Below are 25,403 nucleotides of genomic sequence, written 5' to 3'. Positions count from 1 at the left end.
GTTTCCTTGCCTCTATTATATCACTGCAGACGAAAGGGTGGCTCGCGCAAGCTTTGATATCTAAGCGAAGATTATTCAGGTATACTTAGAGTAAGAGAACCATCAGGAAGGAATGAACCAATTGTCCGCCAAAATTATGGAACCCATTATGCCAAAAGATTTGCCTGAAAAAAATTTCGCCGATTGTTTCGATCCGGATGAACCTTACCTAGAGCATGCCCTCTTCAAAGATACTGCCATTGACCTCAGCGACAGACGAGGAGTGGAGTTCACCGAAGTCAGATTCCAGAACGTGACTTTCAGCGAAGCGACAGTTCCGCAATTGTATTTGCGGGATGTCATCTTCGAAAGCTGCGATTTCGCCAATGTGCAGTTGGATGAACTGACGATGAAACGGGTCCGCTTCGTGAATTGCCGGCTTATCGGTACCTCGATGACTGAAGGGGTCTTTGAGGATGTGATCTTCCGGGAATGCAACCTGCAGATGGCGGCCTTGGGATTCAGCAAGCAGAAGAATGTCCGTTACGAGAACTGTCGCCTGAATGAAGCCGATTTTTATACATGCAAACTGAAGAAAGTCGATTTTTCGGAGTGCGAGCTTTCTGGAATCAACTTCACGGGAACCCCTCTGAAGGCGATCGATATCAGCAGTTGCCAATTCGAGCGCATCAGCGTCACGCTTGAGGATCTCAAGGGTGCGATCGTCAGCGAGGAGCAGGCTTTGGCCTTCGTCGTGATGCTCGGTTTGGTCATCAAAAAATAAAAAAAGCGAAAGACAGAATAAGGAGGCAGATATGGGAAAAAAAGTGTTGGCAAGTGAACTTGCTTTGGCGATGGGCGTGATGTGCAACGCCATTGCCGTGTCGTTGATGATCAAAAGTGAATTAGGGGTGTCGACGATTTCATCCGTGCCGGTGGTGTTGAACGAAATGTTTGCGCACGTGACGATCGGTAGCTGGAACTTTCTCTTCCAAGTGGTCCTTGTGGTGGTGATGGCTCTGATTACGCGGAAGTTTTTGGGTTATGTTTTTTCAATTGCATTGGCTTTGCTTTTCGGCTACCTGCTAGATTTCTTTGAATTGCTTTTATCGGGCATCGTCGCAAACATGCCGCTGCGAATCGTGTTCTTTTTCACCGGATTTTTCATGTTGTCGCTCGGGATCAGTCTGATGCTGAATTGCCGCTTGCCGGCTCTTCCATTCGATTTGTTCGTACGTGAGATGTCCGAGCATTTTGGGCTCACCGTGAAACAGATGAAGACGGGATTCGATGCCGTCTGCGTCGGGTTGAGCGTTGTCTTCTCGTTGTTGTTTCTGGAAGGAATCGCTGGAGTCGGGCTCGGGACCATATTCGCCATGCTGTTCACCGGTACGGTGACGCAGCATTTCGTGAACCGCTTGAACGACCGCTTCGTTTTCCGGAAAATGATGACAATCAAAGAGCGCGCGTAACGCAGAGGCAGCCTCCTAGCGAGGCTGCCTCTTTTGTCATCATAAGTCAGAATGTCGGCCACAAAGATGAATAAAATCAAAGAATCCATCTTTTTACCGTAGAATACAGCTCCGCAACAAACTAGTCATAAAGCTAACAACATCCATTTTCAAAAAAATACTAACATATCAACATGCTAAATGAAAATGAGTTTTTTTAAGGAAAGGGCTTGCATGTTTTTGTTGGAAGTGCTAACATGTTGTTCATAGGATTGTTACTGGTTGTGCAGGCAAAACCTAAATTGATACGAGATGATGTGCACATCATTTGGTGTTAGTTTAGGTTTTTTTTAATGGAAGGGGGAATGGGGAAAACGATGAAAATCGGAAAAGTCTACAACAACAACGTGGTCTTGGCAGAGGCCGGAGACGCATCCGAAGTCATTGTGATGGGGAAAGGGATCGGCTTCCAGAAAAGAACGGGAGATGCGATCGATAAGTCTTTGATCGAGAAGACTTTCGTTATCCAAGAAAATGATTCAGCTGATCAACTAAAGGCCATTTATCAAGATTTACCGCAAGAAGAATCAGATGCCATTTTTAAGATCATCCAAGAGGCCGAGACACGGCTGGATCATACTTTCCAAGCAAACGTCTACCTGACGCTTGCCGATCACATCCATTACGCCATCCAGCGGACAAAGGAAGGGATCGACTTGACCAATCCTTTGGCCTTCGAAGTGAAGAAGTTCTATCGACGGGAATACGAGCTCGGCAAAATCGGGCTGGAACTCATCGCGGAGCATACAGGTGTCTTGATGGCACCTGATGAAGCGACATCCATCGCTCTTCATTTCGTGAATGCGCAGAAGGAAGGGCAATTGATCGAAGAGACGATGAAAGTGACTCGGATCGTTCAGGATATCCTGAACATCGTCCGCTTGCATTTCGGAGTCGCCTTCGATGAAGACTCGATTTCCTATAACCGGTTCTATACCCATCTGCAGTATTTCGCGCAACGGGTCGTCATGGGAGACGTTTTCCAGACAGCTCCGGACACTTTCTTGTTGGAGCAAGTGAAGGGAAACTATCCGGCTGCTTTTACTTGTGCCAATAAAATATCAACCTATGTCGGAGGGGCCCATCATTTCCAGGTCGGGACCGACGAAATTGTTTACCTCACGATCCATATCCATCGGGTTGTGCAGCAAAAGTGAATACCTAAGATGCTCTCAAGAGGATTGTTACTGGTAAAGCAGGCAAAACCTAAGTAGACAGCAGGGAAGAAATTCCCGTGCTCTCTATTTAGGTTTTTTTTATAAAAAAAACAGAAAAAGAGGGATACAACATGAAATATGAAGAATTAGCAAGAGACATTTTGACTCATGTCGGCGGCAAAGAAAACGTCCGCAGCTTGGCCCATTGCATTACGCGTTTGCGTTTCAAATTGGTTGACGAAAGCAAAGCGGACACGGAATACTTGAAAAAACGCGAAGGCATCGTCACCGTCATCCAAAGCGGCGGGCAGTACCAAGTCGTCATCGGCAATCACGTGCCGGACGTATACGCAGCAGTCAACGCAGTCGGGGGATTGAATGGCGGCGGCGAAGTGGAAGCTGAGGACGAAGGTCCAAAAGGCACTATTTTCAACCAATTCATCGATATGATTTCGAAGATTTTCCAACCGATTCTTGGACCTTTGGCAGCTACAGGGATGCTGAAAGGTGTGGCAGCACTTTTGGTGGCCGCGGGCATGTCAACTACTGATGGAGCCTATGTCCTGATTCAAGCGGCGGGCGACGGATTCTTCAACTTCCTGCCGATTTTCCTTGCCTTCACAGCCAGCAAACACTTCAAGATGAACAGCTTCACGGCGATGGCAATCGCAACCGCAATGGTCTATCCGGGCATGGTCAATCCTGCTGGCGTGGATCCATTGTACACTTTATTCGCTGGCAGCATTTTTGAATCACCGATTTACATGACCTTCTTGGGCTTGCCAGTCATTATGATGAGCTATGCCTCATCTGTTGTTCCGATTCTGCTGGCCGTCTTTCTGGGTTCCAAAGTCGAAAATGTCTTGAAGAAAGTCATTCCGGATGTTGTGAAATTATTCATGGTGCCTTTCACGACTTTGTTGATCGTTGTTCCATTGACCATCTTGTTTGTCGGACCTATATCCACGTGGGCTGCAACGTTGCTCGGCGCGGGAGTATCATGGGTTTATAACTTGAGCCCAATCGTTGCAGGTGCTGTATTGGGTGGTGGCTGGCAAGTGTTCGTCATGTTCGGGTTGCATTGGGGCTTGGTTCCGATCGCAATCAACAACTTGGCTACGCAAGGTTATGATCAATTATTGGCTACTGTATTAGGCGTATCTTTCGCTCAGACCGGTGCAGTATTGGCTATTATGTTGAAAACGAAAGAAGCAAAAGTAAAACAATTGAGTATTCCGGCTTTCATATCCGGGTTGTTCGGAGTAACTGAGCCTGCCATCTACGGGATCACGTTGCCGATGAAACGTCCGTTCCAATTGAGCTGTATTGCAGGTGCCATCTCCGGTGTCGTGGCAGGTATTTTCAAATTAACGAGCTACCGTATGGGCGGCTTGGGTGTCTTCTCTTTCCCTAGCTACTTGGATGCGAACGGAACAATGAGCTTCAATTTTTGGGCTTTTCTCATCGTATGTGCAGTAGGACTTGCTGCAGGCTTCTTGCTTGTCTTCTTCTCAAAAATCCCGGTTCTTTACGGAGAAACTGAAACTGCAACACCTGCAACAAATTCAGCAACAACATTGAACACAAACTCCGTAGTTGTTGAAGCAATGAAAAAAGACTTGAGTGCAGCGGCTGAAAAAGATTTGGTCGCTAGCCCAATGATCGGCGAAATGGTTGTCTTGTCGGATGTGCCGGATGAAGCTTTTGCGACTGGCGCACTTGGTAAAGGGATCGCGATTCGCCCGACTGTCGGCGAAGTTTACGCTCCAGCAAACGCAACCGTAACACTTTTGTTCCCGACACAACATGCGATCGGTTTGACGACTGAAAACGGAACAGAAATCCTGATCCACGTTGGAATGGATACGGTCCAATTGGAAGGTAAAGGCTTCACGAGCCATGTACAACAAGGCGATAAAGTAGTAGCCGGCCAATTGTTGTTGGAATTCGATATCGACTTTATCCAAAAAGCAGGCTATGAAATCATCACACCTATCATCGTCACAAACAGCAACGACTACTTGGATGTCATCACGACGAAAGAAGCAACCTTGACTGACGGCGACTATCTGCTGACGGTCATCGCATAAACAAAAATATTCGGGAAATCAATCTTTAATGCAAGCAATATTCCCGGATAAAAACCAGATATCCGGGAAAAAAACCTAGACCGCAAGCCAAGTTCTCGAATAATAACCAGATATTCGGAAATTAGGTTTGTGGTCTCAGGCGCCCGAACCCATTTGGGATGAATTAGGATCATTCAGGGCTGTCACCTAAAGAGACAGACCCATAAATTAAAGATACAACAGAAGAACAGGAGCGATCACATGCAAACAGTATTTCCAAAAGGATTTTTATGGGGTGGCGCAACAGCCGCCAACCAATACGAAGGTGCTTATAATGTTGACGGGAAAGGATTGTCCGTTCAGGACGTAACCCCTCAAGGCGGATTCGGACCGATCACGGATGGCCCTACACCGGACAATATGAAACTGGAAGGGATCGACTTCTACCACCGTTATAAAGAAGATATCGCTTTGTTTGCGGAAATGGGGTTCAAAACCTACCGTACGTCAATCGCTTGGACGCGCATCTTCCCGAACGGCGACGAAACGGAACCGAACGAAGCAGGGCTGCAGTTCTACGATGATCTGTTCGACGAATTGGCGAAATACGGCATCGAGCCGCTGATCACACTGTCACATTACGAAACGCCGCTGCACTTGGCCCGCGAATACGACGGCTGGGTCAACCGCAAAATGATCGGCTTCTATGAGAACTACGTGCGCACGGTCTTCACGCGCTACAAAGACAAAGTCAAATACTGGTTGACGTTCAATGAAATCAACTCGATCATCCACGCGCCATTCATGAGCGGCGGGATTGCCACGGCTCCAGACAAGTTGTCTAAGTCTGATCTGTATCAAGCCGTGCACCATGAATTGGTCGCCAGTGCTTTGGCGACGAAAATCGGTCACGAAATCAATCCTGACTTCCAGATCGGCTGCATGGTGTTGGCGATGCCGACCTATCCGTTGACTGCACATCCCGACGATGTGATCGCTGCGATGGAAGCGGAACGCCAAAACTATTTCTTCTCCGATGTACATGTACGCGGCACTTACCCTGGTTACATGAAACGCTATTTCCGCGAAAACGGTATTGTGTTGGACATTACACCGGAAGACGAAGAAATCCTCAAGAACACCGTTGATTTCATCTCTTTCAGCTACTACATGAGCTCGACACAAACAGCAGACGAGTCCAAGAAAGTGAAAGGGGCAGGGAATATCCTCGGCGGGGTGATGAATCCTTATCTGGAGGCTTCCGAGTGGGGCTGGCAGATCGATCCTAAGGGCCTGCGCATCGTCTTGAACGACTTCTGGGATCGTTACCAAAAACCATTGTTCATCGTCGAAAACGGTTTGGGTGCAGTCGATCAGCTGGTGACCGGTGAGGATGGACAGCCGACCGTCAACGATGATTATCGCATCAACTATTTGAACGATCACTTGGTGCAAGTTGCCGAAGCCATTGCGGACGGTGTCGAAGTGATGGGCTACACGACGTGGGGATGCATCGACTTGGTCAGCGCATCGACTGCAGAATTGAAAAAACGCTATGGCTTCATTTATGTCGACCGCCACGATGACGGATCCGGTACTTTGAACCGTTACAAGAAAAAATCATTCAACTGGTACAAAGAAGTCATCGCAACAAACGGCGCATCTTTGGTACAGAAATAGGAGGAATTGTCATGTCAGCAGGTAAAGGATTTCCGGAAGGTTTCTTCTGGGGCGGCGCTACAGCCGCCAATCAATTTGAAGGAGGTTGGGACGCTGATGGGAAAGGTCCATCGGTCATCGACCAACTGACCTGCTCGCGTGACTTCGCTGAGCGCTTCGCCGGAGTGGGCGACTATCACCCTTCACACATCGGTATCGATTTCTATCACCGCTACAAGGAAGATATCGCTTTGTTCGCAGAAATGGGCTTCCGGATGTTCCGGATGTCGATCGCTTGGACGCGGATTTTTCCGAAAGGTGATGAGCTGGAACCAAACGAAGCGGGCTTGGCCTTTTACGATGACGTCTTCGATGAATTGGCCAAATACGGCATCGAGCCATTGGTGACGATTTCCCATTTCGAAATGCCGCAATATCTGGTCGATCACTACGGCGGCTGGAAAAACCGTAAGCTGATCGGATTTTTTGAAAGATATGCGACTACCTTGTTCGAGCGCTATCAAGGGAAAGTCAATTATTGGCTGACCTTCAACGAAATCAACATGGCGACGTTCCTGCCGCAAATTTCGATCGGTTCGAAAGCCGAAGCGGGCGAAAGTCAGGAAGAAATCATGTATCAAGCCTTGCATCACCAATTTGTCGCCAGCGCTTTGGCGACGAAGGCGGCACGGGCAATCGATCCCGACAACCGCATCGGCTGCATGATCGCCTATGCGCCGGTCTATCCGTTGTCGGCAAAACCGGAAGACGTCTGGTCGGCGCAACGTAAAGAAGAAGAAAAACTCTTCTTCTCGGATGTCCATGCCCGCGGGTATTATCCGCCGAGCAAACTGGCTTATTTCGCCACTAAAGGCATCAACGTTGCGTTCGAACAAGGCGACGAGGAAATCTTGGCTGCACATACGGTCGATTTCATTTCCTTCAGCTACTATGCTTCCAGCGCAGCCAGCTTTGCGCAATCCGGCGTGCCGGGTGAAGGCAATGCCTTGATGGGCGAAAAGAACCCATACTTGGCGGAATCGGAATGGGGTTGGCAAGTCGATCCATTGGGGCTGCGCGTCGCTCTGAACACCTTCCATTCCCGTTACCAATTGCCGCTGATGGTGGTCGAAAACGGGTTGGGTGCTGTGGATGAAATCGTCGATGGCAAAATCCATGACGATTACCGCATTTCCTACCTCCGCGATCACGTCAAAGCGATGCGTGATGCGATCGTGCTGGACGGCGTGGATCTCGTCGCCTATACGTCTTGGGGCTGCATCGACCTGGTTTCGGCCGGGACGGGCGAGATGGCGAAACGCTACGGCTACATCTATGTGGACCGCAACAACGACGGTTCCGGCAGCTTGGATCGCCTGAAGAAGGATTCCTTCTACTGGTACCAAAAAGCCATCGCCAGCAATGGCGAAGATTTGGATTAAAACATTAAAAATCCCCTGTACCACGCAAGAGCGTGGTGGCAGGGGATTTTTTTAGTGCTGTCCAGCCGGGAGTTGCCCGATAACGCTTGTTTATCGGACAACTTTGTGTCAGTGCTGGCCGCGATTGTCCGATACTTTGGGGGAATCGGACAACCTGGTTCCAGTAAGGGGCGAACTTGTCTGATACCGGTAAGAAATCGGACAAGTTGGGCCACGATAAGGATAGAATTGTCCCCGATAAACCCGACTTATCCGATTTTCTCCAAAAAATACTCCAACACCGACAGATCATCGGTCAATTCCGGATGGAAGGCAGTGACCAGAATCTGGTCGTTTTCGGCCGCTACGATTTTGCCCTCAATGCTTGCAAGCACCCGGACTTCCTTTCCGACGGAGCGGATGTAAGGGGCGCGGATGAAGACGGCTTCCACCGGTTCGGCGATCCCTTCAAAAGGCAGCAGGGCTTCGAAACTATCGACTTGGCGCCCGAAGCCGTTCCGTTCGACTTCGATATCTATGAAGCCGAGCCGCAATTCTTCTGGAACATGATCGCTGTTGGTGCTGCAAAGAATCAGCCCGGCACAGGTTCCGAAAATCGCTTTGCCGGAAGCATGGAACTGCCGCAACGGTTCCTCGAGATGCTGTTCGCGGATCAAACGGCCGATGGCGGTCGATTCGCCGCCTGGTATGATCAGTCCGTCCAAGCCGTCCAGATCGGCGGGCAGCTTGACGGCAGATGCGGTGATACCCAATTTATTCAGAGCTTGCAGGTGCTCTGTGACGGCACCCTGTAAGGCCAATACGCCGATTTTTTTTGTCATGCTTACCAGCCTCTTTCCTGCATGCGTTCGGAAGCGTGGAGCGTACTGATGTCGATCCCTTTCATCGGTTCGCCCAAGCCTTTGGACAGTTCGGCCAACAAGGTATAGTCTTCGTAATGGGTTGTCGCACGGACGATGGCGCGGGCGAATTTTTCGGGATTTTCGGCTTTGAAGATGCCCGATCCGACGAAGACGCCATCTGCGCCCAAACTCATCATCAAGGCTGCATCAGCAGGTGTTGCAACGCCACCGGCAGCGAAGTTCACTACAGGAAGTTTCCCGAGCAATTTGATTTCCTTGACCAGTTCGTAAGGAGCACCGATTTCCTTGGCGAACGTCATCAGTTCATCGTCCGATTTTGTGATCAACTGGCGGATTTGGCCGTTGACTTTGCGCATATGGCGTACGGCTTCCACGATATTTCCGGTCCCCGGCTCGCCTTTTGTACGCAGCATCGAAGCCCCTTCACCAATCCGGCGCAGCGCTTCACCCAGATCGCGGCAACCGCAGACGAAAGGAACAGTATAGTCGGATTTCAAAAGGTGGAATTCCTCATCGGCAGGGGTCAGCACTTCGCTCTCGTCGATGTAGTCGACGCCCATCGCTTCCAGGATGCGTGCTTCGGTGATGTGGCCGATTCGGGCTTTCGCCATGACGGGAATGCTGACGGCGTTCATCACTTCCTCGACGATGGTGGGATCCGCCATTCGGGCAACACCGCCGGCTGCGCGGATATCCGAGGGCACGCGCTCCAAGGCCATGACCGCTACGGCACCTGCAGCCTCGGCGATCCTTGCCTGCTCCGCATTCACGACATCCATGATGACGCCACCTTTTTGCATTTGGGCCATCCCGCGTTTTACTTTTTCCGAACCGATGATTTTTGTTTTCATAAATAATCCTCCTTGTTTTAAATGATAAAATGATTAAAGAATGGTTAAATCATAATCCCTTTTTTCAGAAACACCTACATCCAATTGGACTGTTTTCGAACCAACCAATTTGGTGTATAATGATTAAAAACCAAGGAGAGTGAAGGAATGGCGGAATGGAGACTGGACCAGGATAGGGGCATGCCGCTCTATCAACAGCTTATGCAGCTGATCGAAGAGAAGATAAAAGCCGGCGATTTGGTCCCCGGCCGAGCCTTGCCGGCGGAACGCAAGCTGGCGGAGGAACTGCAGGTCAACCGGTCTACCGTCATCCGGGCACTGGAAGAGCTGACGACGCAAGGGATCCTTATCCGCAAAAGAGGCAGCGGGACGTTCGTGAATCCGAATAAATGGGGGATGCAGACAAGGCCAACCATCAATTGGCGGACTTCCTTGACACCGGATAATCTTTCGCTGGACACCCCTTATCAAAGGAACGTCAAGCAGCTATTGGCGCAGCACCGATCGCGCGAAATCCTGGACTTGGGGAACGGGGATTTGCCGAAGGACCTCTTGCCGGAACTGAAGATTCCGGATATTTCGCTTGGGGAAATGTTGCACGGAGAAGCCACCTTCATCAAGGAGAATCGCGGGATCAAAGCAACAAGGGAAAGCGTCCAAAAACACCTGCAGACCGCGTACGGGATGACTGTCCCGCTGGAGGAAATCTTCATCACTTCGGGAACCCAGCAATCCTTATTTTTGATTACGCAAGGGCTTCTGAAACCGGGCGATGCGATCGGTATCGAAGCGCCTTCCTATTTTTATTCTTTGCGATTATTCCAGGCTGCCGGTCTGCGGATCATTCCGATTCCGATGGACGACGAGGGAATGACCGTTAAGGGTCTCCAAGAAGCTTCTTTGCAGTATCCTCTCAAGATGATTTTTCTGAATCCGATTTTCCAGAATCCGACAGGAACGGTCATGAGTCCTGAGCGGAAACAGGCCATCCTTGATTATTGTTTGCTGAAGCGCATCCCGATCGTGGAGGATGATGCATACGGAAGCTTTGTTTTTGATGAATCCGTCGATAACCGTCCGTTGAAAAGCTTGGATAAAAGGCAACAAGTGCTGTATCTGGGTTCCTTGTCCAAATTTGCCGGCCAGCACATCCGGATCGGTTGGATGGTTGGACCAGCCGCCATTGTCCGGGAATTGGGCGACATCCGCGATCAGATCGACTCCGGATTGAGTTTCTTGCCGCAGCTGTTGGCCGAACATTATTTGGCGAGCGAGATCACTGAACATCTTCCGATCATCGTTACGGCTTTGAAAGAGCGCGCCGACAAATTGCAGACGTGGCTAAGAACCAAATATGGGCCAGAAATAAGTTTTGAGCCGGTAAAAGGCGGCTACCATCTTTATTGTCGCTTCGCCAATAAAACCGATGCTGAGATGGATGAATTGCTTCAGGAATTGTTGGAGGAAAAAGTGGTAGTGAAGGAAGGCATCCAATTCGGCGACCAAAAAAATGCTGTCCGTTTCAGTTTCGGACATTTTGTGGAGAAGGATGCAAATTCATGAGTCCTTTTTGGGACGGAAATCCTTACATTTCCGCACCCGTTTGCTGGGCAATATCCCTCAATAAAAATGAAAACGAAAAATAAATAGAGTCCCATGTCAGGAAACCTTCCGTAAATATAACGGGAGGTTTTTTTGCTTGGAATGCTTTACGTATCAAAGATATTGGCTGTTATTGCAACCTTGTTCCCAAATCAATGTGAACGAAGCTGACATCGCATAACAGAAAATGTCCTATCCAGTGTCAAGAAATGTTTTTTGTTTGCTTGATAAATCTATATAATCAAACCATCGAAGTTACAAAAGATATGACAAATATGCATGAAAAGGGGAGCGAGCGTTATGACAGGAACAACATCACTTACAGAAACAGAATTGAGATATCAATTGCCGGAAATCATCACTGCGGCATTGCCGGGGGAAAAGGCAGTAGCCATACTGGCACGGAGATCTGAAGCAATCCCTCCTTCTTTGACATGCATCTACCCGGTTGCAATCGCGAAAGCAGAGGGCGCCATCATCGAGGACGTTGACGGCAACCACTTTTTGGATTGGGTCGGAGGCGTAGGCGTTCTGAATATCGGCCACCGCCACCCGAAAGTCGTGGAAGCGGTCAAACAGCAGGAAAATGATTATTTTCATGCGATGATCAATATCCTTACGAGCGAAAAGTATATCGCATTGGCTGAAAAAATGAACGAGATCGTTCCGGTGAAGGGCTTCAAGAAGCGGACGTTCTTTGCGAACAGCGGTGCGGAAGCGATCGAGAATGGCGTTAAGGTGGCGAGAGCCTACACGAAACGTCCGAATGTCATCGTGTTCTCCGGTGCATTCCACGGGCGTACGCTTTTGACGACGCATATGACTGCGAAAAAAGCCAACTCGATCGGCTTAGGGCCATTCCCGGATGGCATATTCCGAGTTGATTATCCGAACCTTTACCGCAAACCGGCCTATTACACGGATGAAGAGGCAGTCGCTTATTACATCGAACGCATCAAACGCGCCTTTGACGAGTTGACGCCGGCCAGCCAAGTTGCTGCCATCGTGTTCGAACCGGTGCAGGGCGAGGGCGGCTTCATCCCGGCTCCAATCGAGTGGGTCAAAGCTGTTCGCCAAATCTGTGATGAAAATGGCATCATGATGATGACCGATGAAGTGCAGACCGGATTTGGGCGCACTGGCAAACTTTTCGCCTCTTCCTATTACGAAGAAGCCGGCTGTGCACCGGATATTTTGTGTACGGCAAAATCAATCGCAGGCGGTTTCCCGCTCAGCGCCATCGTTGCCCGTGACGAAATCGTCAAAGGCATCGGCGGCGGATTGATCGGAGGCACCTTCGGAGGCAACTCGGTATCCTGTGCTGCGGCACTTGCGACGATTCAAGTCATCGAGGACGAAAATCTCTGCGAACGTTCATTGGAACTGGGTGCAGCTTACACTGCCCGCGTTGAGGAGTGGCAACAGCAATACAAAGAAATCGGCGATGTGCGCGGTTTAGGCGGCATGATCGGGGTCGAATTCATCAAAGATCAACTGACGAAGGAACCTGCTCCGGAATTGGTGAACGCACTGATCCAGCATTGTGTACAGAACGGTCTGATCATCGAAAATGCAGGCACCTACGGGAATGTGGTCCGTTTCCTGGCTCCGTTGGTCATGACGGATAAACAGTTGGAAGCCGGCCTTGCCATCTTTGAAAATGCGATCGATGCCTTGTGCACCAAGTTAGCATAACTATCTGAAACCAATGGGGGAATACTATGGTACCGTCAACTGAAATCATGGATTTTGAATTTTATAATCCTGTCCGGATCGCGTTCGGTCGGGATCAGGTCAAAAAAATCGACAAATTTGTTCCTAAAGATGCAAAAGTATTGATCACCTACGGAGGCGGCAGCGCCAAACGCTCAGGCACCTTCGACCGCGTAGTGGAGGCTCTGGCCGACAGAGAATGGGGCGAGTTCGGCGGCATTCCGGCGAACCCGGTCTTTGAATATCTGATGGATGCTGTCGAGAAGATCAAAACGGAAGCCTACACCTTCCTGATTGCGGTGGGCGGCGGATCGGTCATCGACGGCACGAAATTCATCGCCGCAGCCAGCCTGTTCGAAGGCGATCCGATCGATATCTTCGCAAGCGGTGTCGGCAAAGGCTTGCCGGTTGAAAAGGCCATGCCTTTCGGTACCGTTTTGACGATTCCGGCAACTTCCTCGGAAATGAACCCGATCACTGTAGTCAGCTTTGAGGAATTGCAGGCGAAGGTGAGCATCAAAAACGAGAACCTCTTTCCGGAATTTTCGATTCTGGAACCCGAATTGACGTACACGTTGCCGAAAAGGCAATTGGCGAACGGCCTCTCGGATTCCTTTGTCCATGTCATGGAGAATTACTTGACCTATCCGATCGGTGCAAAGCTGCAGGATCGCTGGTCTGAAGGCATTCTGCATACTTTCATCGAAATCGGGCAGGAAGTCTTGGCGGATGAAGAAATAGATTACAACACGCGGGCGAATTTCATGTGGACTGTCACGAACGGCTTCAACGGATTCACAGCTTCCGGGGTGCCTGGCGATTGGTCCAGCCATGCACTTGGCTACGAAATCACGGCTTTGAACGGGACCGACCATGCCCGTACGCTTTCGGTCATCCTGCCTGCCACCATGAAGGTACGCAAAAAGGAAAAATGGGATAAGCTGCTCCAGTATGCAGAGCGCGTATGGGGTGCGACGGAAGGTGACGATGAGGCGCGGATTGATTTTGGCATCCACAAAACAGAGGAATTCTTCCGTTCGTTGGAAATGCCGATCCGATTCAGTGAAATCGGCATCGAAGAGACTGATATCGACTATATGGTTGAACAACTGGAAGTCCACAAGCGGGACCGCCTTTCAGAACGCGCTGATCAGACACTGGACATCAGCAGAAAAATATACGAAATGGCTTTATGATAGAGCGAGCAAATGAAACCAAAGAATATACTGATGCATAAGAAACTAAAGATACTCTTATATTAAAAAATGATTTTAAGAATAGGTATTATTTATAGCTGTTTGCTAATAAGGCCGCCAAAGAAAGTATGTGTTGATGTGAATTGTATTCCTGTGAAAATCTCCAAACAGGAGGTACTTCATAGGGATATATTTTTGTGTGTAATAAAAGAAAATAGGGTAAAAATTTAAGCTTCTGTTATCAGAAATACCTTATTTTGCAAGGCTAATTCGTAAGTGGTGGAATCATTAAGCATAGTTTGGAAACATTCACGTAAAATAAAATAAACGTTCCAAGATGAAAATTTAATAAATTAAGGTATAAAAGATGCCTCTTTTGTGGGACCAACTGAGGTAGTTTATGTATACGTCTGGAAATCATTTTTTGGAAACTGCTTTTAGAAGAGTATTATTTTGGACTATCAAATTAAACTCATTAGTAATTCTATTTGGTGTATAAATATATCTCATTTAGCCGATACTGAGCACATAGAGTAAAGGAATTAATTGGTTGACCAAGGGACTAAGTTGAAACAATCGACTGATGACTAATTTAAAGCATATAATATACTAATAAAATACGTTTACAAAATAAATAACACATGATATATTATTCCACGTAAACGTTTACGAAATAGGGGATGCTTTGTGAGTACAATACTAGATGTTGCAGAAAAAGCAAAAGTTTCTATCGCTACAGTCTCCAGAGCCTTAAATAATCAGCCTGGATGTTCGGATGAAACAAGAAAAAAAGTTATGAGAATAGCTCAAGAATTGGGTTATGAACCAAACGAAGTCGCCAGAAGCCTAATAAATAAAAAAACGAATACGATAGGGGTTATCATACCTGAGATTTCAAGTCTGTTAAGTTCAGAATTTATTAATGGAATTGATGCTATAGCCAAGCAAGAAAGTTCAAACTTAATTGTCACCTATACGAAATCGAATATTGTAAGCACAGAAGAGAATCTAAAGATGCTTCACGAGAAGCGAGTGGATGGCATTATATTAGTCAGTGAAATCCTGCGAAAGGAATATTATGACTATATAAAAAGAAATAATATCCCTTGTGTATTGCTGTCTACGAAATCAGCTGAATATGCGAGTGTCCCATATGTAAAAGTTGATGATTACGATGCATCTTATGCAGCTACCAACTATTTGATCAAGATGGGGCATAAAAAAATTGGCTTAATCAGTGGAAGTTCTGCAGATCCAATTGCAGGGAACCCTCGAATTGAAGGTTACAAAAAAGCAATATCAGATAATCTTCACATGGAAGTTGAAGAAAAACAAATAGTATCAGGAAATGGGTTCGGATTCGATGATGGAAGAGATAAATTCATTCAATTAATGAAGCAATATCCTGATTTGTCAGCGATATTTTGTGTGAGTGATGAAATGGCTATCGGAGCGATTTCTGCTGCGTACAGATTAGGTATCAAAATACCGGAAGATGTCTCTATTATGGGCTATGATAATTTGAAAATATCCGAGATGTCAGTGCCGCCGCTGACAACAACTGCTCAACCATTGGTGAAAATGGCAGAGAAGGCAACTGAAATATTATTCAAAATTATAAATAAGAAGGCTGACGATGTGCATTCGATTATCATGCCATATCAAATCATTGAAAGAGACAGTGTGAAAAAAATAAAGTAACAAATTTCCCGATTGACGTAAAAGTTTACCTGGAACGACACGGGAAATTTAGTTTTTGACCATAACGTAAACGTTTACGTAGCGAAGCGTGTTGTTCCTGTTTAGTATCAACGTAAACGTTTATGTTGCGAAGAAATGATGATGCGTGTGTGTATTGGATGACACGAATGTATTATTATCACCAATCCTATCAAAAAGGACGGGTCTATCCCGTTAAAATGAGAATAATAGAAGGAGAGTCAATAATATGATCAAAATTGGAATTATCGGTTGTGGAGGAATTGCAAACAACAAACATATGCCAGCTTTGGCTAAAGTGGAAACTGTTGAAATGGTGGCATTTTGTGACATTATCGAGGAACGGGCAAGCAAAGCAAGAGAGGAATTTGGAACAGATGCTGCAAATGTCTATACGGACTATATGGAGCTTTTAAAAAATGAAGAAATTGATGTTATCCATGTCTGCACACCAAATATTTCTCATGCTGAAATCTCAATCGCAGCGATGGAATCCGGTAAACATGTGATGTGTGAAAAACCGATGGCTAAAACTTCGGAAGAAGCGGAAGCTATGATAGCCGCGATGAATCGGACCGGTAAAAAGCTGACGATCGGTTATCAGAATCGATTCAGAAAAGATTCTTCCTATTTGCACAAAATCTGTCAAAAGGGAGAATTGGGAGATATTTATAACGCGAAAGCGCATGCGATCAGGAGACGGGCGGTTCCTACTTGGGGCGTATTTCTTGATGAAGAAGCGCAAGGTGGCGGCCCTTTGATTGATATCGGAACGCACGCGCTTGATTTAACGTTGTGGATGATGAATAACTATAAACCAAAGTATGTTGTGGGGAATACCTATCATAAATTGGCGGGGACAGAAAATGCCGCAAATGCTTTCGGTCCTTGGAATCCAGCTGAATTTACCGTTGAGGATTCCGCTTTTGGCTTTATCGTAATGGAGAACGGAGCGACCATTTACCTGGAATCCAGTTGGGCTTTGAACACTTTGGAGGTAGGCGAAGCTAAAACGACACTGCACGGGACTCAGGGCGGGGCTGATATGAAGGATGGCTTGCGCATCAACGGAGAATCTGATGGCATGATGTACGATAAAACAATGGTGCTGGAGCCTGGTGGAGTAGACTTCTACGACGGATCGGGAGATGATCCGGCCTATCTGGAAGCGAAACAATGGATTGAGAGCATCCAAAACGATACAGAACCGGTTGTGTTACCTGAACAGGCATTGGTCGTGACCCAAATACTGGAAGCTATTTATCAATCTGCCAAGACCGGAGCGCCGGTATACATCAATCAACATAAAGAAGAGTTGGGAAAAATACTGGTCTGAAGAGGGGATAATCGAATGAAAGTAACGGTATGGAACGAGTATCGGCATGAAAAAACGGATGAGGCTGTAGCAAAAGTCTATCCCAAGGGAATACACGGGCAAATCGAAAGTTTCTTGAAGGAAGCAGGTTTGGATGTAAAGACAGCTACACTGGACGAACCGGAGCACGGCTTGACGGAAGCGGTCTTAGCAGAAACCGATGTGCTTGTCTGGTGGGGACACATTGCCCATAACGAAGTAACGGATGAAGTAGTCAACCGCGTCCATGAACATGTCCTGAAAGGGATGGGGCTGGTTGTTTTGCACTCGGCGCATATGTCCAAAATTTTTATGAAATTGATGGGCACAAGCTGCGACCTGAAATGGCGTGAAGCCGAAGAAAAGGAACGGATTTGGGTAGTGAATCCAAGCCATCCAATCGCTGAGGGGATCGGCGAATACATCGAACTCGAAAAAGAAGAGATGTACGGCGAGCACTTTGATGTGCCGACACCGGATGAATTGATTTTTGTCGGATGGTATGAAGGCGGAAATGTTTTCCGCAGCGGGATGACTTACAGACGCGGTAACGGGAAGATATTTTATTTTCAGCCGGGGCATGAGACGTACCCGACTTACTACAATAAAGATATCCAACAAGTCATCATAAACGGGATCGATTGGTGTAGACCGTCAAAGCGGGCGTATCCTGCTTATGGAAACAGCCAAGCGTTGGAAGAAATAAAAAATGGGCAGCAACCCGTATAAAAAAGAGGATCAATGCTGGTAAATCATGAAATGAAGAGAGCGAGGAATCGATATGAAACTAGGTGTATTCACCCCCTTATTTGCAAATTTAAGTTTTGAAGACATGTTGGATAAAGTCCAGCGCGCAGGTTTGAACGCAGTGGAGATCGGAACCGGTGGGAATCCCGGGAACCATCACTGTCCGACAGATGAACTACTGGAAAGTGAAGAGAAGCGAGCAGCTTACTTGGCTGAACTGAAAAAAAGGAACTTAACCATCAGTGCATTCAGTTGTCACAGCAACCCGATTTCACCAGATCCTGTAGAGGCAAAGGCAGGCGATGAAATATTGAGAAAAACCATCAGATTGGCTGCGTTGATGGGGGTACCTGTCGTCAACACTTTTTCCGGAACGGCAGGCGACAGCGAAGAGGCAACAGCACCGAATTGGCCGGTCATTCCGTGGCCAGAAGTCTACACCGATATTTATAAATGGCAATGGGAAAATAAGTTAATTCCTTACTGGAAAGAAATCGGAGAAATGGCCAGCGAATATGGCGTCAAGATCGGCATCGAATTGCACGGCGGTTTCCTATGCCACACACCGTATACGCTTTTGAAATTGCGCGAAAATACCTGCGATGCAATCGGTGTGAACCTCGATCCCAGTCATTTATGGTGGCAAGGGATTGATCCGGTCGGCGCCATTAAGATTCTGGGTGAAGCCGGAGCGATCCATCATTTCCATGCGAAAGACACCTATCTCGATCAGGACAACATCAATATGTATGGTCTGTTGGATATGCAACCGTATGGAGATGTCAAAACGAGAGCATGGACGTTCCGATCGGTTGGCTGCGGTCACGATGTAAAAGTATGGTCAGATATGATGAGTGCGTTGCGGATGTACGGTTATGATTATGTGGTCAGCATTGAACATGAAGACCCTTTGATGTCCATCGATGAAGGATTGAACAGAGCTGTTACGAATCTGCAATCTGTATTGATTAAAGAGACCCCACACGCTATGTGGTGGGCGTAGAAAAGAGGATTAACGATGAAGAAATTAAAAGTCACGATCATTGGTTACGGAGGCATGGGCAGCTTTCACGCTAAGCTGATTCAGGCAAATCCGGAAGTAGAAGTGCATGGGATATTTGATATTTCAGAAAGTCGGCAACAGGCTGGCGAAGCAGATGGGTATAGCGCCTATGCTAGCCTGGAAGAAGCTTTGAATGATGCTTCTGCAGATGCCATATTGATCGCAACGCCGAATGATGTACACAAAGAGATCGCAGTCCAGGCGTTGGAGGCAGGAAAACATGTCATTTGTGAAAAGCCCGTGACACTGAACAGCGAAGAACTGTCGGAAATAATGCATACCGCAAAGGAACAGGGGCGCGTATTTATGGTCCATCAAAATCGCCGTTGGGACAGTGATTTTCAGATGGTCAAGGATTTGTACGAGAACCGAAAAATCGGAGAGGTATTCCACATCGAATCCCGTGTTCATGGAGCCAATGGTATACCGGGTGACTGGCGCCATCTGAAAGCGCACGGCGGCGGGATGCTCTTGGATTGGGGGGTTCATTTGTTGGATCAGCTTTTGTATATGATCGACAGCCCGTTGGCGAAAGTTGCTGCAGATTTGAGTTACATATTGGGCGATGAAGTGGACGACGGCTTCATCAGCTATCTGACTTTCGAAAATGGCGTAACCGCCCTTGTAGAAGTCGGGACGACCAATTATATCAAACTCCCGCGTTGGTACATAAAAGGGACAAAAGGATCAGCGGTGATAGAAGATTGGGATCTAAAAGGAAAAATCGTGAAGCAGAGTGGAATTGAACTTGTGGCAGCACCCAAACCGATAAAAGCTGGCCAAGGGCTGACCAAAACGATGGCTCCGCCTTCCGAAGAGGCGATCATAAAAGAAAAATTTGAAAAAGTGGCAATTCAAATGGATCCGTTCTATACGAATTTCGCTAAAGTCGTCAGAGGCGAGTCGGAACCTATCGTCAAAAATGAAGAAGTTCTTCAATTGATGAAAATCATTGAATCCATTTTTGAGGCAGCGGAGACAGGACAAGTTATTGACGTACGGGAACACAGCTACAGCCGTTAAAAACAGCTGGACCGTTGCATTCATATTTTGAAAATGTGAGCAATTAAGCATCGTAAACGGTGAAAAAGTTTTGATTTGGAGGCAATACGAGATGCAGAAAAAAGTATTGGGAATAGATTTGGGTGGAACTTCAGTGAAGTTGGCCATATTATCCAAAGAAGGGGACGTGCTCCAGAAATGGAGTATCCCGACAGACAACAGTGACGGCGGGGTTAAAATCGTGCCGGGAATTATCGAATCCATCAAACATCATTTGGACTTATACCGACTCACTTCTGAAGACTTTTTGGGCATAGGCATGGGTTCTCCTGGTGCAGTCAACAGAAGCGAAGGGACCGTTACGGGAGCATTTAACCTGAATTGGAGAGATTTGCAACCGGTAAGGGAGACAATGGAACAAGAAACGGGCATACCATTTATCATCGACAATGATGCCAATGTAGCTGCGCTGGGAGAAAAATGGCGTGGTGCGGGCGAGGACAATCAGGATGTCGTTTTTATCACCTTAGGGACAGGCGTCGGCGGAGGGATCATTGCTGAGGGCCAACTGATCCACGGAACAGCCGGTTCGGGCGGAGAAATCGGGCATATGACGGTTGATCCTGATGGTTTTGACTGCACTTGCGGGAAAAGGGGCTGTTTGGAGACCGTTGCCAGCGCTACCGGGGTCGTCAAGCTAGCACGTAAACACGCAGAGGAATATGCGGGTGATTCACTTTTAAAAAAACTGATTGATGATGGCCAGGAAATCACTTCAAAAATAATTTTTGATTTCGCCAAAGATGGCGATGCACTGGCGGTTATCATCGTGGATCGCTTTGCCTATTTTTTAGGTCTGGCATGCAGCCATATCGGTAATCTGTTGAATCCGGCTTCCATCATCATCGGTGGCGGCGTTTCTGCTGCAGGGGAATTTTTGCTTGAAAAAGTCAATAAATACTATTTGGGATTTGCTTTCCCGAATGTACAGCAATCAACAAAATTGAAGCTTGCTGAGTTGGGGAACGATGCTGGCGTTATCGGGGCCTGTTATTTAGCAGTGGCTCATGCGAGTAAGAATTAATAACTTGCTTTATTTTCAGATTAGAAATGCCATTTTAATGGAAAAGAGTGGCTCCAAATCATTCAAACTGATTTGGAGCCACTCTTATTTGTGTTGCTACTGGTGGCCGTCCCATTCGGAATGGAAGTCCTTGAGGAACTGTTCCATCCGAGTGTGGCGGGCGACCGCCTTTTGTTTGCCGGCTTCTGTGTGCATGCCGTCCTTCAGCAGGAGCAGTTTTTCGTGGAAGTGGCCAATCGTATCGCTGTCCGGATCCTCACTGTGCTCGGGATCATAGAGAGGCCGGTCTTTATGCCCGCCATATGCAAAAGCGCGTGCGATGCCGATTGCGCCGATCGCATCCAGGCGATCAGCATCCTGCACGATCCGGCCTTCGATCGTTTCCAGCACGTGCTTGTTTTTCCCTTGCTTGAAGGAAAGGTTGTTCACGATGTAGATGACCTGCTCGATGACGGAGTCGCTCAGCTCGAAAGGTGTGAGGATGTCGGTGATGATGGCTTCGCGGTCGGCGTCAGTATAGCCGAATTTATGGTCGGCGACGTCATGGAGAAGTGCCGCCAAGCCGATGATGAGCCGATCGCCTTTTCCCTCCGCTGCAGCGATGTCCATGGAAGTGTTGTAGACCCGCAATGTATGCCACCAATCATGCCCCGTTGCTTCGTTCCTCAGCTTGTCCGCGACGATGTGTTTCACATCTTCGATAATGATTTCATTGCGCATAACAATGCACCTCTTTCTTAGGTCTAATAAGTCCGTTAGATTTCTTGCAGCTTGGAAATGAGCAGTTTCCGGAATTTGTGCCGATCAGCGTCCGTAAATGGCTTCGGGCCTTTTGTGCGTTTGCCGCTTTTGCGGACCATGGCGCTCATATAGCGGTCCTCAAGCAGCCGTTCCATATTGCTGTTGTCGTAGGCGAACCCCTTGTGATGGAGGACGATGAGCCCCTTCGGCAAAGCAAGGGAGGCCAAACCGTAGTCCTGCGTTACCAGCAGATCGCCTCTTTTTGCGAGCTGGATGATTTTGAAGTCGGCTGCGTCCGCACCGGAATCGACGTAGACCGTCTTCACTCCGGACGGTTGGGGCGCATTGGAAAAGTGGGCAAAGCTGGTGACGATTGTGACCGGTATTTCGCGTTTGATGGCTTCTTCGATGATGATGTCTTTTACGGGACAAGCATCCCCGTCGATTAGTATATTCATATGGCGCCTCGATTCTGTTTCTTTCTGATTCCATTTTACCAAAAAACGGCGCGGAATTCGCTATGATGTGTGTGTCTGGTCGTAAAATTGAAAGAAATGTTACCGGCAACTCCGGCCAAGCGCTGTTTACCGGACTTAAGGGTAAAATATAGCGGCCAGCTCCGCTTAGTGGGGGCTGGCCGGAGGAGGAGAAACCTTTACATCCTCAGCTACGGCGAAGACTTGTCTCACCGGAGGACAGAACCAACGCCAACCGAGCGCGCAAAAAAGCCGGCAGTCCGGAAACATTCCGGACCGTCGGCTAGGCGTTTAAACATATCTGAATCAGTTCAAGCCCAGGATGGACTCGACGCTCTTCTGCATGTCGTCGGAAGCGACAACGGTGTTGTGGCGAACTTCCGCATGCAATAATTCTTCGATGGCTGCTGGGAAGGCGACGCCGCTCAATTCTTTCAGGCGGTCCAACATTTCTTCCATGGAATCATCCGAAAACTCAGGATCGATGGCATTCAGGACGGCCTGCGGGAATTTATACGGGCTGGCAGTCGATGCGATGATGATCGGTGTCTGGTCATCGGTTTCGGCTACATAAGTGTTGGCTACATGCGCCGCCACAGCTGTATGCGGGTCGATGACGTAGCCATCAGCGTGATAAAGAGCAGCAATCTGTGCCGCTACTTCTTCTTCAGTCGCGTAGTCTGCATAGAAATCTTTTGCTTTTTCCTTCATTGCTTCCGTCACTTCATAGCGGCCGATTTCCTTCAATTGATCCATGAAAGTTTGGACTGCTTCCGTACTTTCGTCGGCCATCAGGTACAACAGACGCTCCAAGTTGCTGGAGACCAGGATATCCATGGATGGGGAAGTCGTCAAAATGAAGTCGCGGTTGCGATCATATGCGCCGGTATCGAAGAAATCGACCAAGACTTTGTTCTCGTTTGAAGCGATGATCAGTTTTTGGATCGGCAAGCCCATTTGCTTAGCGAAGTAGGCAGCCAAGATGTTCCCGAAGTTACCGGTAGGGACAACGACGTTCATAGGCTCTCCGGCAGCGATGGCGCCTTGTTTCACCATTTGGCCGTAAGCATAGACGTAATAGACCACTTGCGGAATCAGACGGCCGATGTTGATGGAGTTCGCAGAGGAGAATTGGAATCCTGCTGCATCCAAACGTGTTGCCAAATCTGCGTTTCCGAACATGTTTTTGACGTTTGTCTGTGCATCATCGAAGTTTCCGTCGATGGCCACGACAGCGGTGTTGTCGCCTTTTTGCGTCACCATCTGTTTTTCCTGGATGGCGCTGACGCCGTTCTTAGGATAGAACACGATGATGCGTGTGTTAGGCACATCAGCGAATCCATCAAGCGCTGCTTTTCCGGTGTCACCGGAAGTCGCTGTCAGGATCACGATTTCTTTCGTGCTGCCGTTCTTTATGGCGGAAGTCGTCATCAAGTAAGGCAGGATCGAAAGGGCCATGTCTTTGAAAGCGATAGTCGGTCCGTGGAACAATTCCAGATAGTGGTTTCCGCCGGCTTTCACCAACGGAACGATGCTGGAGTTATCAAATTTGTCATCGTAGGCTGCATTGACGCAATGTTTCAATTCTTCCTCAGTGAAGTCGTCGAAAAATTTCTTCATCACTTCGTAAGCTAATTCTTGATAAGTCATGTCGGGCAGGCCATCCAATGCGATGTCCAAAGCCGGAATGTGATCGGGTACGTACAATCCGCCGTCTGGCGCTATCCCTTGTAATATTGCTTGTGAAGCCGTCAGTGTTTTTTCTGCATTTCGTGTGCTATGATAGGTCGTCACGGATTCAGTCTCCTCTACATTATTCTCATTTTTAAATTAAAAATTTCTCATAAAGAGTATGCCACATTTTTGTTGAAAACTCAATAACATATCGAAATGCGCATTTTCCTGATGCACATATTCATGAAAAAAACTCCCCTGTCAAATCAAATGACGGGGAGTGATTGTGTGCGGTCACAGATATGATTAAGGACGCTCAACGATCATAGCGATGCCCATTCCGCCACCGATGCAAAGGGAGGCGAGACCGAGCTTCGTATCAGTCCGTTCCAGCGCATGCAACAGAGTCACCAGAATCCGCGATCCGGATGCGCCGATGGGATGTCCCAAGGAGATGGCGCCGCCGCTGATGTTGATTTTTTCCTCAGGCAAGCCCAAATCCCTGATGACGGCGATGCTCTGCGATGCGAACGCTTCGTTCAATTCGAAAAGGTCGATGTCCTCTGCATGTAACCCGGTTTTGGCCAATACGTGCTTGATGGCATAGTAAGGCGCGTAGCCCATGATGGCAGGATCGATTCCGGTTTCGGAATAGCCTTTTATTGTGGCCAGATAAGGGACACCTTTCGCTTCGGCTTCCGACTTCGGCATCAGCACCAAGGCAGCTGCTCCGTCATTGATTCCGGATGCGTTCCCGGCAGTCACCGTGCCATTCTTTTGGAAGGCTGGTCTTAATTTGCCCAAGCTCTCCATGGTGGTATCTTTGCGGATATATTCATCCTCGGCCACGACCGTCTGTTTGTTCTTGCGGTCCGTGAGGATGATGGGCGCAATCTCTTGCTTGAAATGGCCGGCTGTTTGAGCAGCAGCCGCTTTTTGTTGCGAATGCAGCGCGAAAGCGTCCTGCTCTTCGCGGCTCACTTGGAATCTTTCCGCCACCGTTTCGGCCGTGATGCCCATATGCTGTTGACCAAAAGCATCCGTCAGACCGTCGTGCACGAGGCTGTCGATGGTGTTGATGTCGCCGAGTTTGCTGCCCCAACGTTGGTTCGGTAAGAGATAAGGGGCCTGCGACATGCTTTCGGTTCCTCCGACGACCACTGTTCTGGCATCGCCGAGTCGGATAGCTTGGCTCGCCAGGATGATTGCTTTCAATCCGGAGCCGCAGACTTCGTTTATCGTCATGGCTGTTTTTTCATAAGGGATCCCGGCAGCAACAGCGATTTGCCGTGCCGTGTTCTGGCCGATGCCTGCCTGCAGGACGTTCCCGAAAATGACTGAATCCACTTCATCGTGGGACAAGCCAGCGCGATTCAACGCAGCTTCTGTGGCCGTTTTCCCCAGCTCCACTGCGTTACAATTTTTGAGGCTGCCTCCGAATGAACCGATGGGGGTTCTGGCAGCACTGACAATTACGACTTCTTCCATTGAATGTCTCCTT

The 25,403-nt window shown here is 48.1% G+C and carries 21 protein-coding genes; 15 read left to right on the top strand and 6 right to left on the bottom strand.

Annotated features, from left to right (window positions below):
• Positions 1-112: 112 nt before the first annotated feature.
• The 6 genes from TES5_RS00820 to TES5_RS00795 all read left to right on the top strand — a co-directional run bounded on the left by TES5_RS00820 (position 113) and on the right by TES5_RS00795 (position 7,817).
• Positions 113-763 carry a pentapeptide repeat-containing protein gene (locus TES5_RS00820; protein WP_068558766.1) on the top strand — a complete coding sequence of 217 codons (651 nt, stop codon included), beginning with the start codon at positions 113-115 and terminating at the stop codon, positions 761-763.
• A gap of 31 nt (positions 764-794) precedes the next feature.
• On the top strand, positions 795-1,451 hold the full coding sequence (locus TES5_RS00815) for a YczE/YyaS/YitT family protein (RefSeq protein WP_068558764.1): 657 nt from the start codon (positions 795-797) through the stop codon (positions 1,449-1,451).
• A 356-nt stretch (positions 1,452-1,807) separates the two neighbouring features.
• A complete protein-coding gene (gene licT, locus TES5_RS00810) occupies positions 1,808-2,647 on the top strand; it encodes a BglG family transcription antiterminator LicT (protein WP_068559327.1) in 840 nt (279 codons plus the stop codon).
• Positions 2,648-2,778: 131 nt separating this feature from the next.
• Complete coding sequence (locus TES5_RS00805) at positions 2,779-4,737, top strand: beta-glucoside-specific PTS transporter subunit IIABC (RefSeq protein ID WP_068558762.1); 1,959 nt, start codon at positions 2,779-2,781, stop codon at positions 4,735-4,737.
• A 240-nt stretch (positions 4,738-4,977) separates the two neighbouring features.
• Entirely contained in the window at positions 4,978-6,396 is a 1,419-nt protein-coding gene (locus TES5_RS00800) for a glycoside hydrolase family 1 protein (protein ID WP_068558760.1), read from the top strand.
• 11 nt (positions 6,397-6,407) lie between these two features.
• Positions 6,408-7,817: a 6-phospho-beta-glucosidase gene (locus TES5_RS00795; RefSeq protein WP_068558758.1), complete on the top strand. Its 1,410-nt coding sequence runs from the start codon at positions 6,408-6,410 to the stop codon at positions 7,815-7,817.
• 248 nt (positions 7,818-8,065) lie between these two features.
• Here the strand turns inward: TES5_RS00795 and pdxT are convergent, their stop codons facing one another.
• A complete protein-coding gene (pdxT, locus tag TES5_RS00790; RefSeq protein WP_068558756.1) occupies positions 8,066-8,638 on the bottom strand; it encodes a pyridoxal 5'-phosphate synthase glutaminase subunit PdxT in 573 nt (190 codons plus the stop codon).
• 2 nt (positions 8,639-8,640) lie between these two features.
• Complete coding sequence (pdxS, locus tag TES5_RS00785) at positions 8,641-9,531, bottom strand: pyridoxal 5'-phosphate synthase lyase subunit PdxS (protein WP_068558754.1); 891 nt, start codon at positions 9,529-9,531, stop codon at positions 8,641-8,643.
• Between the two features lie 147 nt (positions 9,532-9,678).
• Between pdxS and TES5_RS00780 the strand changes: the two genes are divergently transcribed.
• The 9 genes from TES5_RS00780 (at position 9,679) to TES5_RS00740 (ending at position 21,011) form a co-directional block, all read left to right on the top strand.
• Entirely contained in the window at positions 9,679-11,094 is a 1,416-nt protein-coding gene (locus TES5_RS00780; protein ID WP_068558752.1) for an aminotransferase-like domain-containing protein, read from the top strand.
• A gap of 339 nt (positions 11,095-11,433) precedes the next feature.
• Positions 11,434-12,828 carry an aspartate aminotransferase family protein gene (locus tag TES5_RS00775; protein WP_068558751.1) on the top strand — a complete coding sequence of 465 codons (1,395 nt, stop codon included), beginning with the start codon at positions 11,434-11,436 and terminating at the stop codon, positions 12,826-12,828.
• 26 nt (positions 12,829-12,854) lie between these two features.
• Positions 12,855-14,042, top strand: coding sequence for an iron-containing alcohol dehydrogenase (locus tag TES5_RS00770; protein WP_068558748.1), 1,188 nt, complete (start codon positions 12,855-12,857; stop codon positions 14,040-14,042).
• A 687-nt stretch (positions 14,043-14,729) separates the two neighbouring features.
• Positions 14,730-15,743 (top strand): LacI family DNA-binding transcriptional regulator, encoded by a 1,014-nt coding sequence (locus tag TES5_RS00765; protein ID WP_068558747.1) that lies wholly within the window; start codon positions 14,730-14,732, stop codon positions 15,741-15,743.
• A 247-nt stretch (positions 15,744-15,990) separates the two neighbouring features.
• On the top strand, positions 15,991-17,097 hold the full coding sequence (locus tag TES5_RS00760) for a Gfo/Idh/MocA family protein (protein WP_068558745.1): 1,107 nt from the start codon (positions 15,991-15,993) through the stop codon (positions 17,095-17,097).
• 15 nt (positions 17,098-17,112) lie between these two features.
• On the top strand, positions 17,113-17,844 hold the full coding sequence (locus TES5_RS00755; protein WP_068558743.1) for a ThuA domain-containing protein: 732 nt from the start codon (positions 17,113-17,115) through the stop codon (positions 17,842-17,844).
• A gap of 52 nt (positions 17,845-17,896) precedes the next feature.
• Positions 17,897-18,865, top strand: a complete 969-nt coding sequence (locus TES5_RS00750) for a sugar phosphate isomerase/epimerase family protein (RefSeq protein WP_068558741.1) — start codon at positions 17,897-17,899, stop codon at positions 18,863-18,865.
• 15 nt (positions 18,866-18,880) lie between these two features.
• Positions 18,881-19,948: a Gfo/Idh/MocA family protein gene (locus TES5_RS00745; protein WP_068558740.1), complete on the top strand. Its 1,068-nt coding sequence runs from the start codon at positions 18,881-18,883 to the stop codon at positions 19,946-19,948.
• 91 nt (positions 19,949-20,039) lie between these two features.
• The gene (locus TES5_RS00740) at positions 20,040-21,011 is read left to right on the top strand and encodes an ROK family glucokinase (protein ID WP_068558738.1); all 972 of its coding nucleotides are present in this window, start codon (positions 20,040-20,042) and stop codon (positions 21,009-21,011) included.
• A 96-nt stretch (positions 21,012-21,107) separates the two neighbouring features.
• Here the strand turns inward: TES5_RS00740 and TES5_RS00735 are convergent, their stop codons facing one another.
• From TES5_RS00735 to TES5_RS00720, 4 genes are all read right to left on the bottom strand, one after another.
• Positions 21,108-21,731 carry an HD domain-containing protein gene (locus TES5_RS00735; protein WP_068558736.1) on the bottom strand — a complete coding sequence of 208 codons (624 nt, stop codon included), beginning with the start codon at positions 21,729-21,731 and terminating at the stop codon, positions 21,108-21,110.
• A gap of 35 nt (positions 21,732-21,766) precedes the next feature.
• The gene (locus TES5_RS00730) at positions 21,767-22,210 is read right to left on the bottom strand and encodes a YaiI/YqxD family protein (protein ID WP_068558734.1); all 444 of its coding nucleotides are present in this window, start codon (positions 22,208-22,210) and stop codon (positions 21,767-21,769) included.
• A gap of 324 nt (positions 22,211-22,534) precedes the next feature.
• Positions 22,535-24,022, bottom strand: coding sequence for a threonine synthase (gene thrC, locus TES5_RS00725; protein WP_068558732.1), 1,488 nt, complete (start codon positions 24,020-24,022; stop codon positions 22,535-22,537).
• A gap of 186 nt (positions 24,023-24,208) precedes the next feature.
• Positions 24,209-25,390 carry an acetyl-CoA C-acetyltransferase gene (locus tag TES5_RS00720; protein WP_068558730.1) on the bottom strand — a complete coding sequence of 394 codons (1,182 nt, stop codon included), beginning with the start codon at positions 25,388-25,390 and terminating at the stop codon, positions 24,209-24,211.
• Positions 25,391-25,403 lie beyond the last annotated feature (13 nt).

Origin of the sequence: Trichococcus sp. ES5 (assembly GCF_900067165.1) — a bacterium.
Taxonomy (GTDB): domain Bacteria; phylum Bacillota; class Bacilli; order Lactobacillales; family Aerococcaceae; genus Trichococcus; species Trichococcus flocculiformis.
This window is presented reverse-complemented; position numbering and strand designations above follow the sequence as displayed.

Bases quoted from the DNA above. Each gene is read 5' to 3' on its own strand.
- TES5_RS00735 (WP_068558736.1), bottom strand. From the start codon at position 21,731: ATGCGCAATGAAATCATTATCGAAGATGTGAAACACATCGTCGCGGAC.
- pdxS (WP_068558754.1), bottom strand. From the start codon at position 9,531: ATGAAAACAAAAATCATCGGTTCGGAAAAAGTAAAACGCGGGATGGCC.
- TES5_RS00750 (WP_068558741.1), top strand. From the start codon at position 17,897: ATGAAACTAGGTGTATTCACCCCCTTATTTGCAAATTTAAGTTTTGAA.
- pdxT (WP_068558756.1), bottom strand. From the start codon at position 8,638: ATGACAAAAAAAATCGGCGTATTGGCCTTACAGGGTGCCGTCACAGAG.
- TES5_RS00820 (WP_068558766.1), top strand. From the start codon at position 113: ATGAACCAATTGTCCGCCAAAATTATGGAACCCATTATGCCAAAAGAT.
- TES5_RS00780 (WP_068558752.1), top strand. From the start codon at position 9,679: ATGGCGGAATGGAGACTGGACCAGGATAGGGGCATGCCGCTCTATCAA.
- licT (WP_068559327.1), top strand. From the start codon at position 1,808: ATGAAAATCGGAAAAGTCTACAACAACAACGTGGTCTTGGCAGAGGCC.
- TES5_RS00745 (WP_068558740.1), top strand. From the start codon at position 18,881: ATGAAGAAATTAAAAGTCACGATCATTGGTTACGGAGGCATGGGCAGC.
- TES5_RS00755 (WP_068558743.1), top strand. From the start codon at position 17,113: ATGAAAGTAACGGTATGGAACGAGTATCGGCATGAAAAAACGGATGAG.
- TES5_RS00805 (WP_068558762.1), top strand. From the start codon at position 2,779: ATGAAATATGAAGAATTAGCAAGAGACATTTTGACTCATGTCGGCGGC.
- TES5_RS00795 (WP_068558758.1), top strand. From the start codon at position 6,408: ATGTCAGCAGGTAAAGGATTTCCGGAAGGTTTCTTCTGGGGCGGCGCT.
- TES5_RS00720 (WP_068558730.1), bottom strand. From the start codon at position 25,390: ATGGAAGAAGTCGTAATTGTCAGTGCTGCCAGAACCCCCATCGGTTCA.
- TES5_RS00800 (WP_068558760.1), top strand. From the start codon at position 4,978: ATGCAAACAGTATTTCCAAAAGGATTTTTATGGGGTGGCGCAACAGCC.
- TES5_RS00815 (WP_068558764.1), top strand. From the start codon at position 795: ATGGGAAAAAAAGTGTTGGCAAGTGAACTTGCTTTGGCGATGGGCGTG.
- TES5_RS00770 (WP_068558748.1), top strand. From the start codon at position 12,855: ATGGTACCGTCAACTGAAATCATGGATTTTGAATTTTATAATCCTGTC.
- TES5_RS00760 (WP_068558745.1), top strand. From the start codon at position 15,991: ATGATCAAAATTGGAATTATCGGTTGTGGAGGAATTGCAAACAACAAA.
- TES5_RS00775 (WP_068558751.1), top strand. From the start codon at position 11,434: ATGACAGGAACAACATCACTTACAGAAACAGAATTGAGATATCAATTG.
- TES5_RS00740 (WP_068558738.1), top strand. From the start codon at position 20,040: ATGCAGAAAAAAGTATTGGGAATAGATTTGGGTGGAACTTCAGTGAAG.
- TES5_RS00730 (WP_068558734.1), bottom strand. From the start codon at position 22,210: ATGAATATACTAATCGACGGGGATGCTTGTCCCGTAAAAGACATCATC.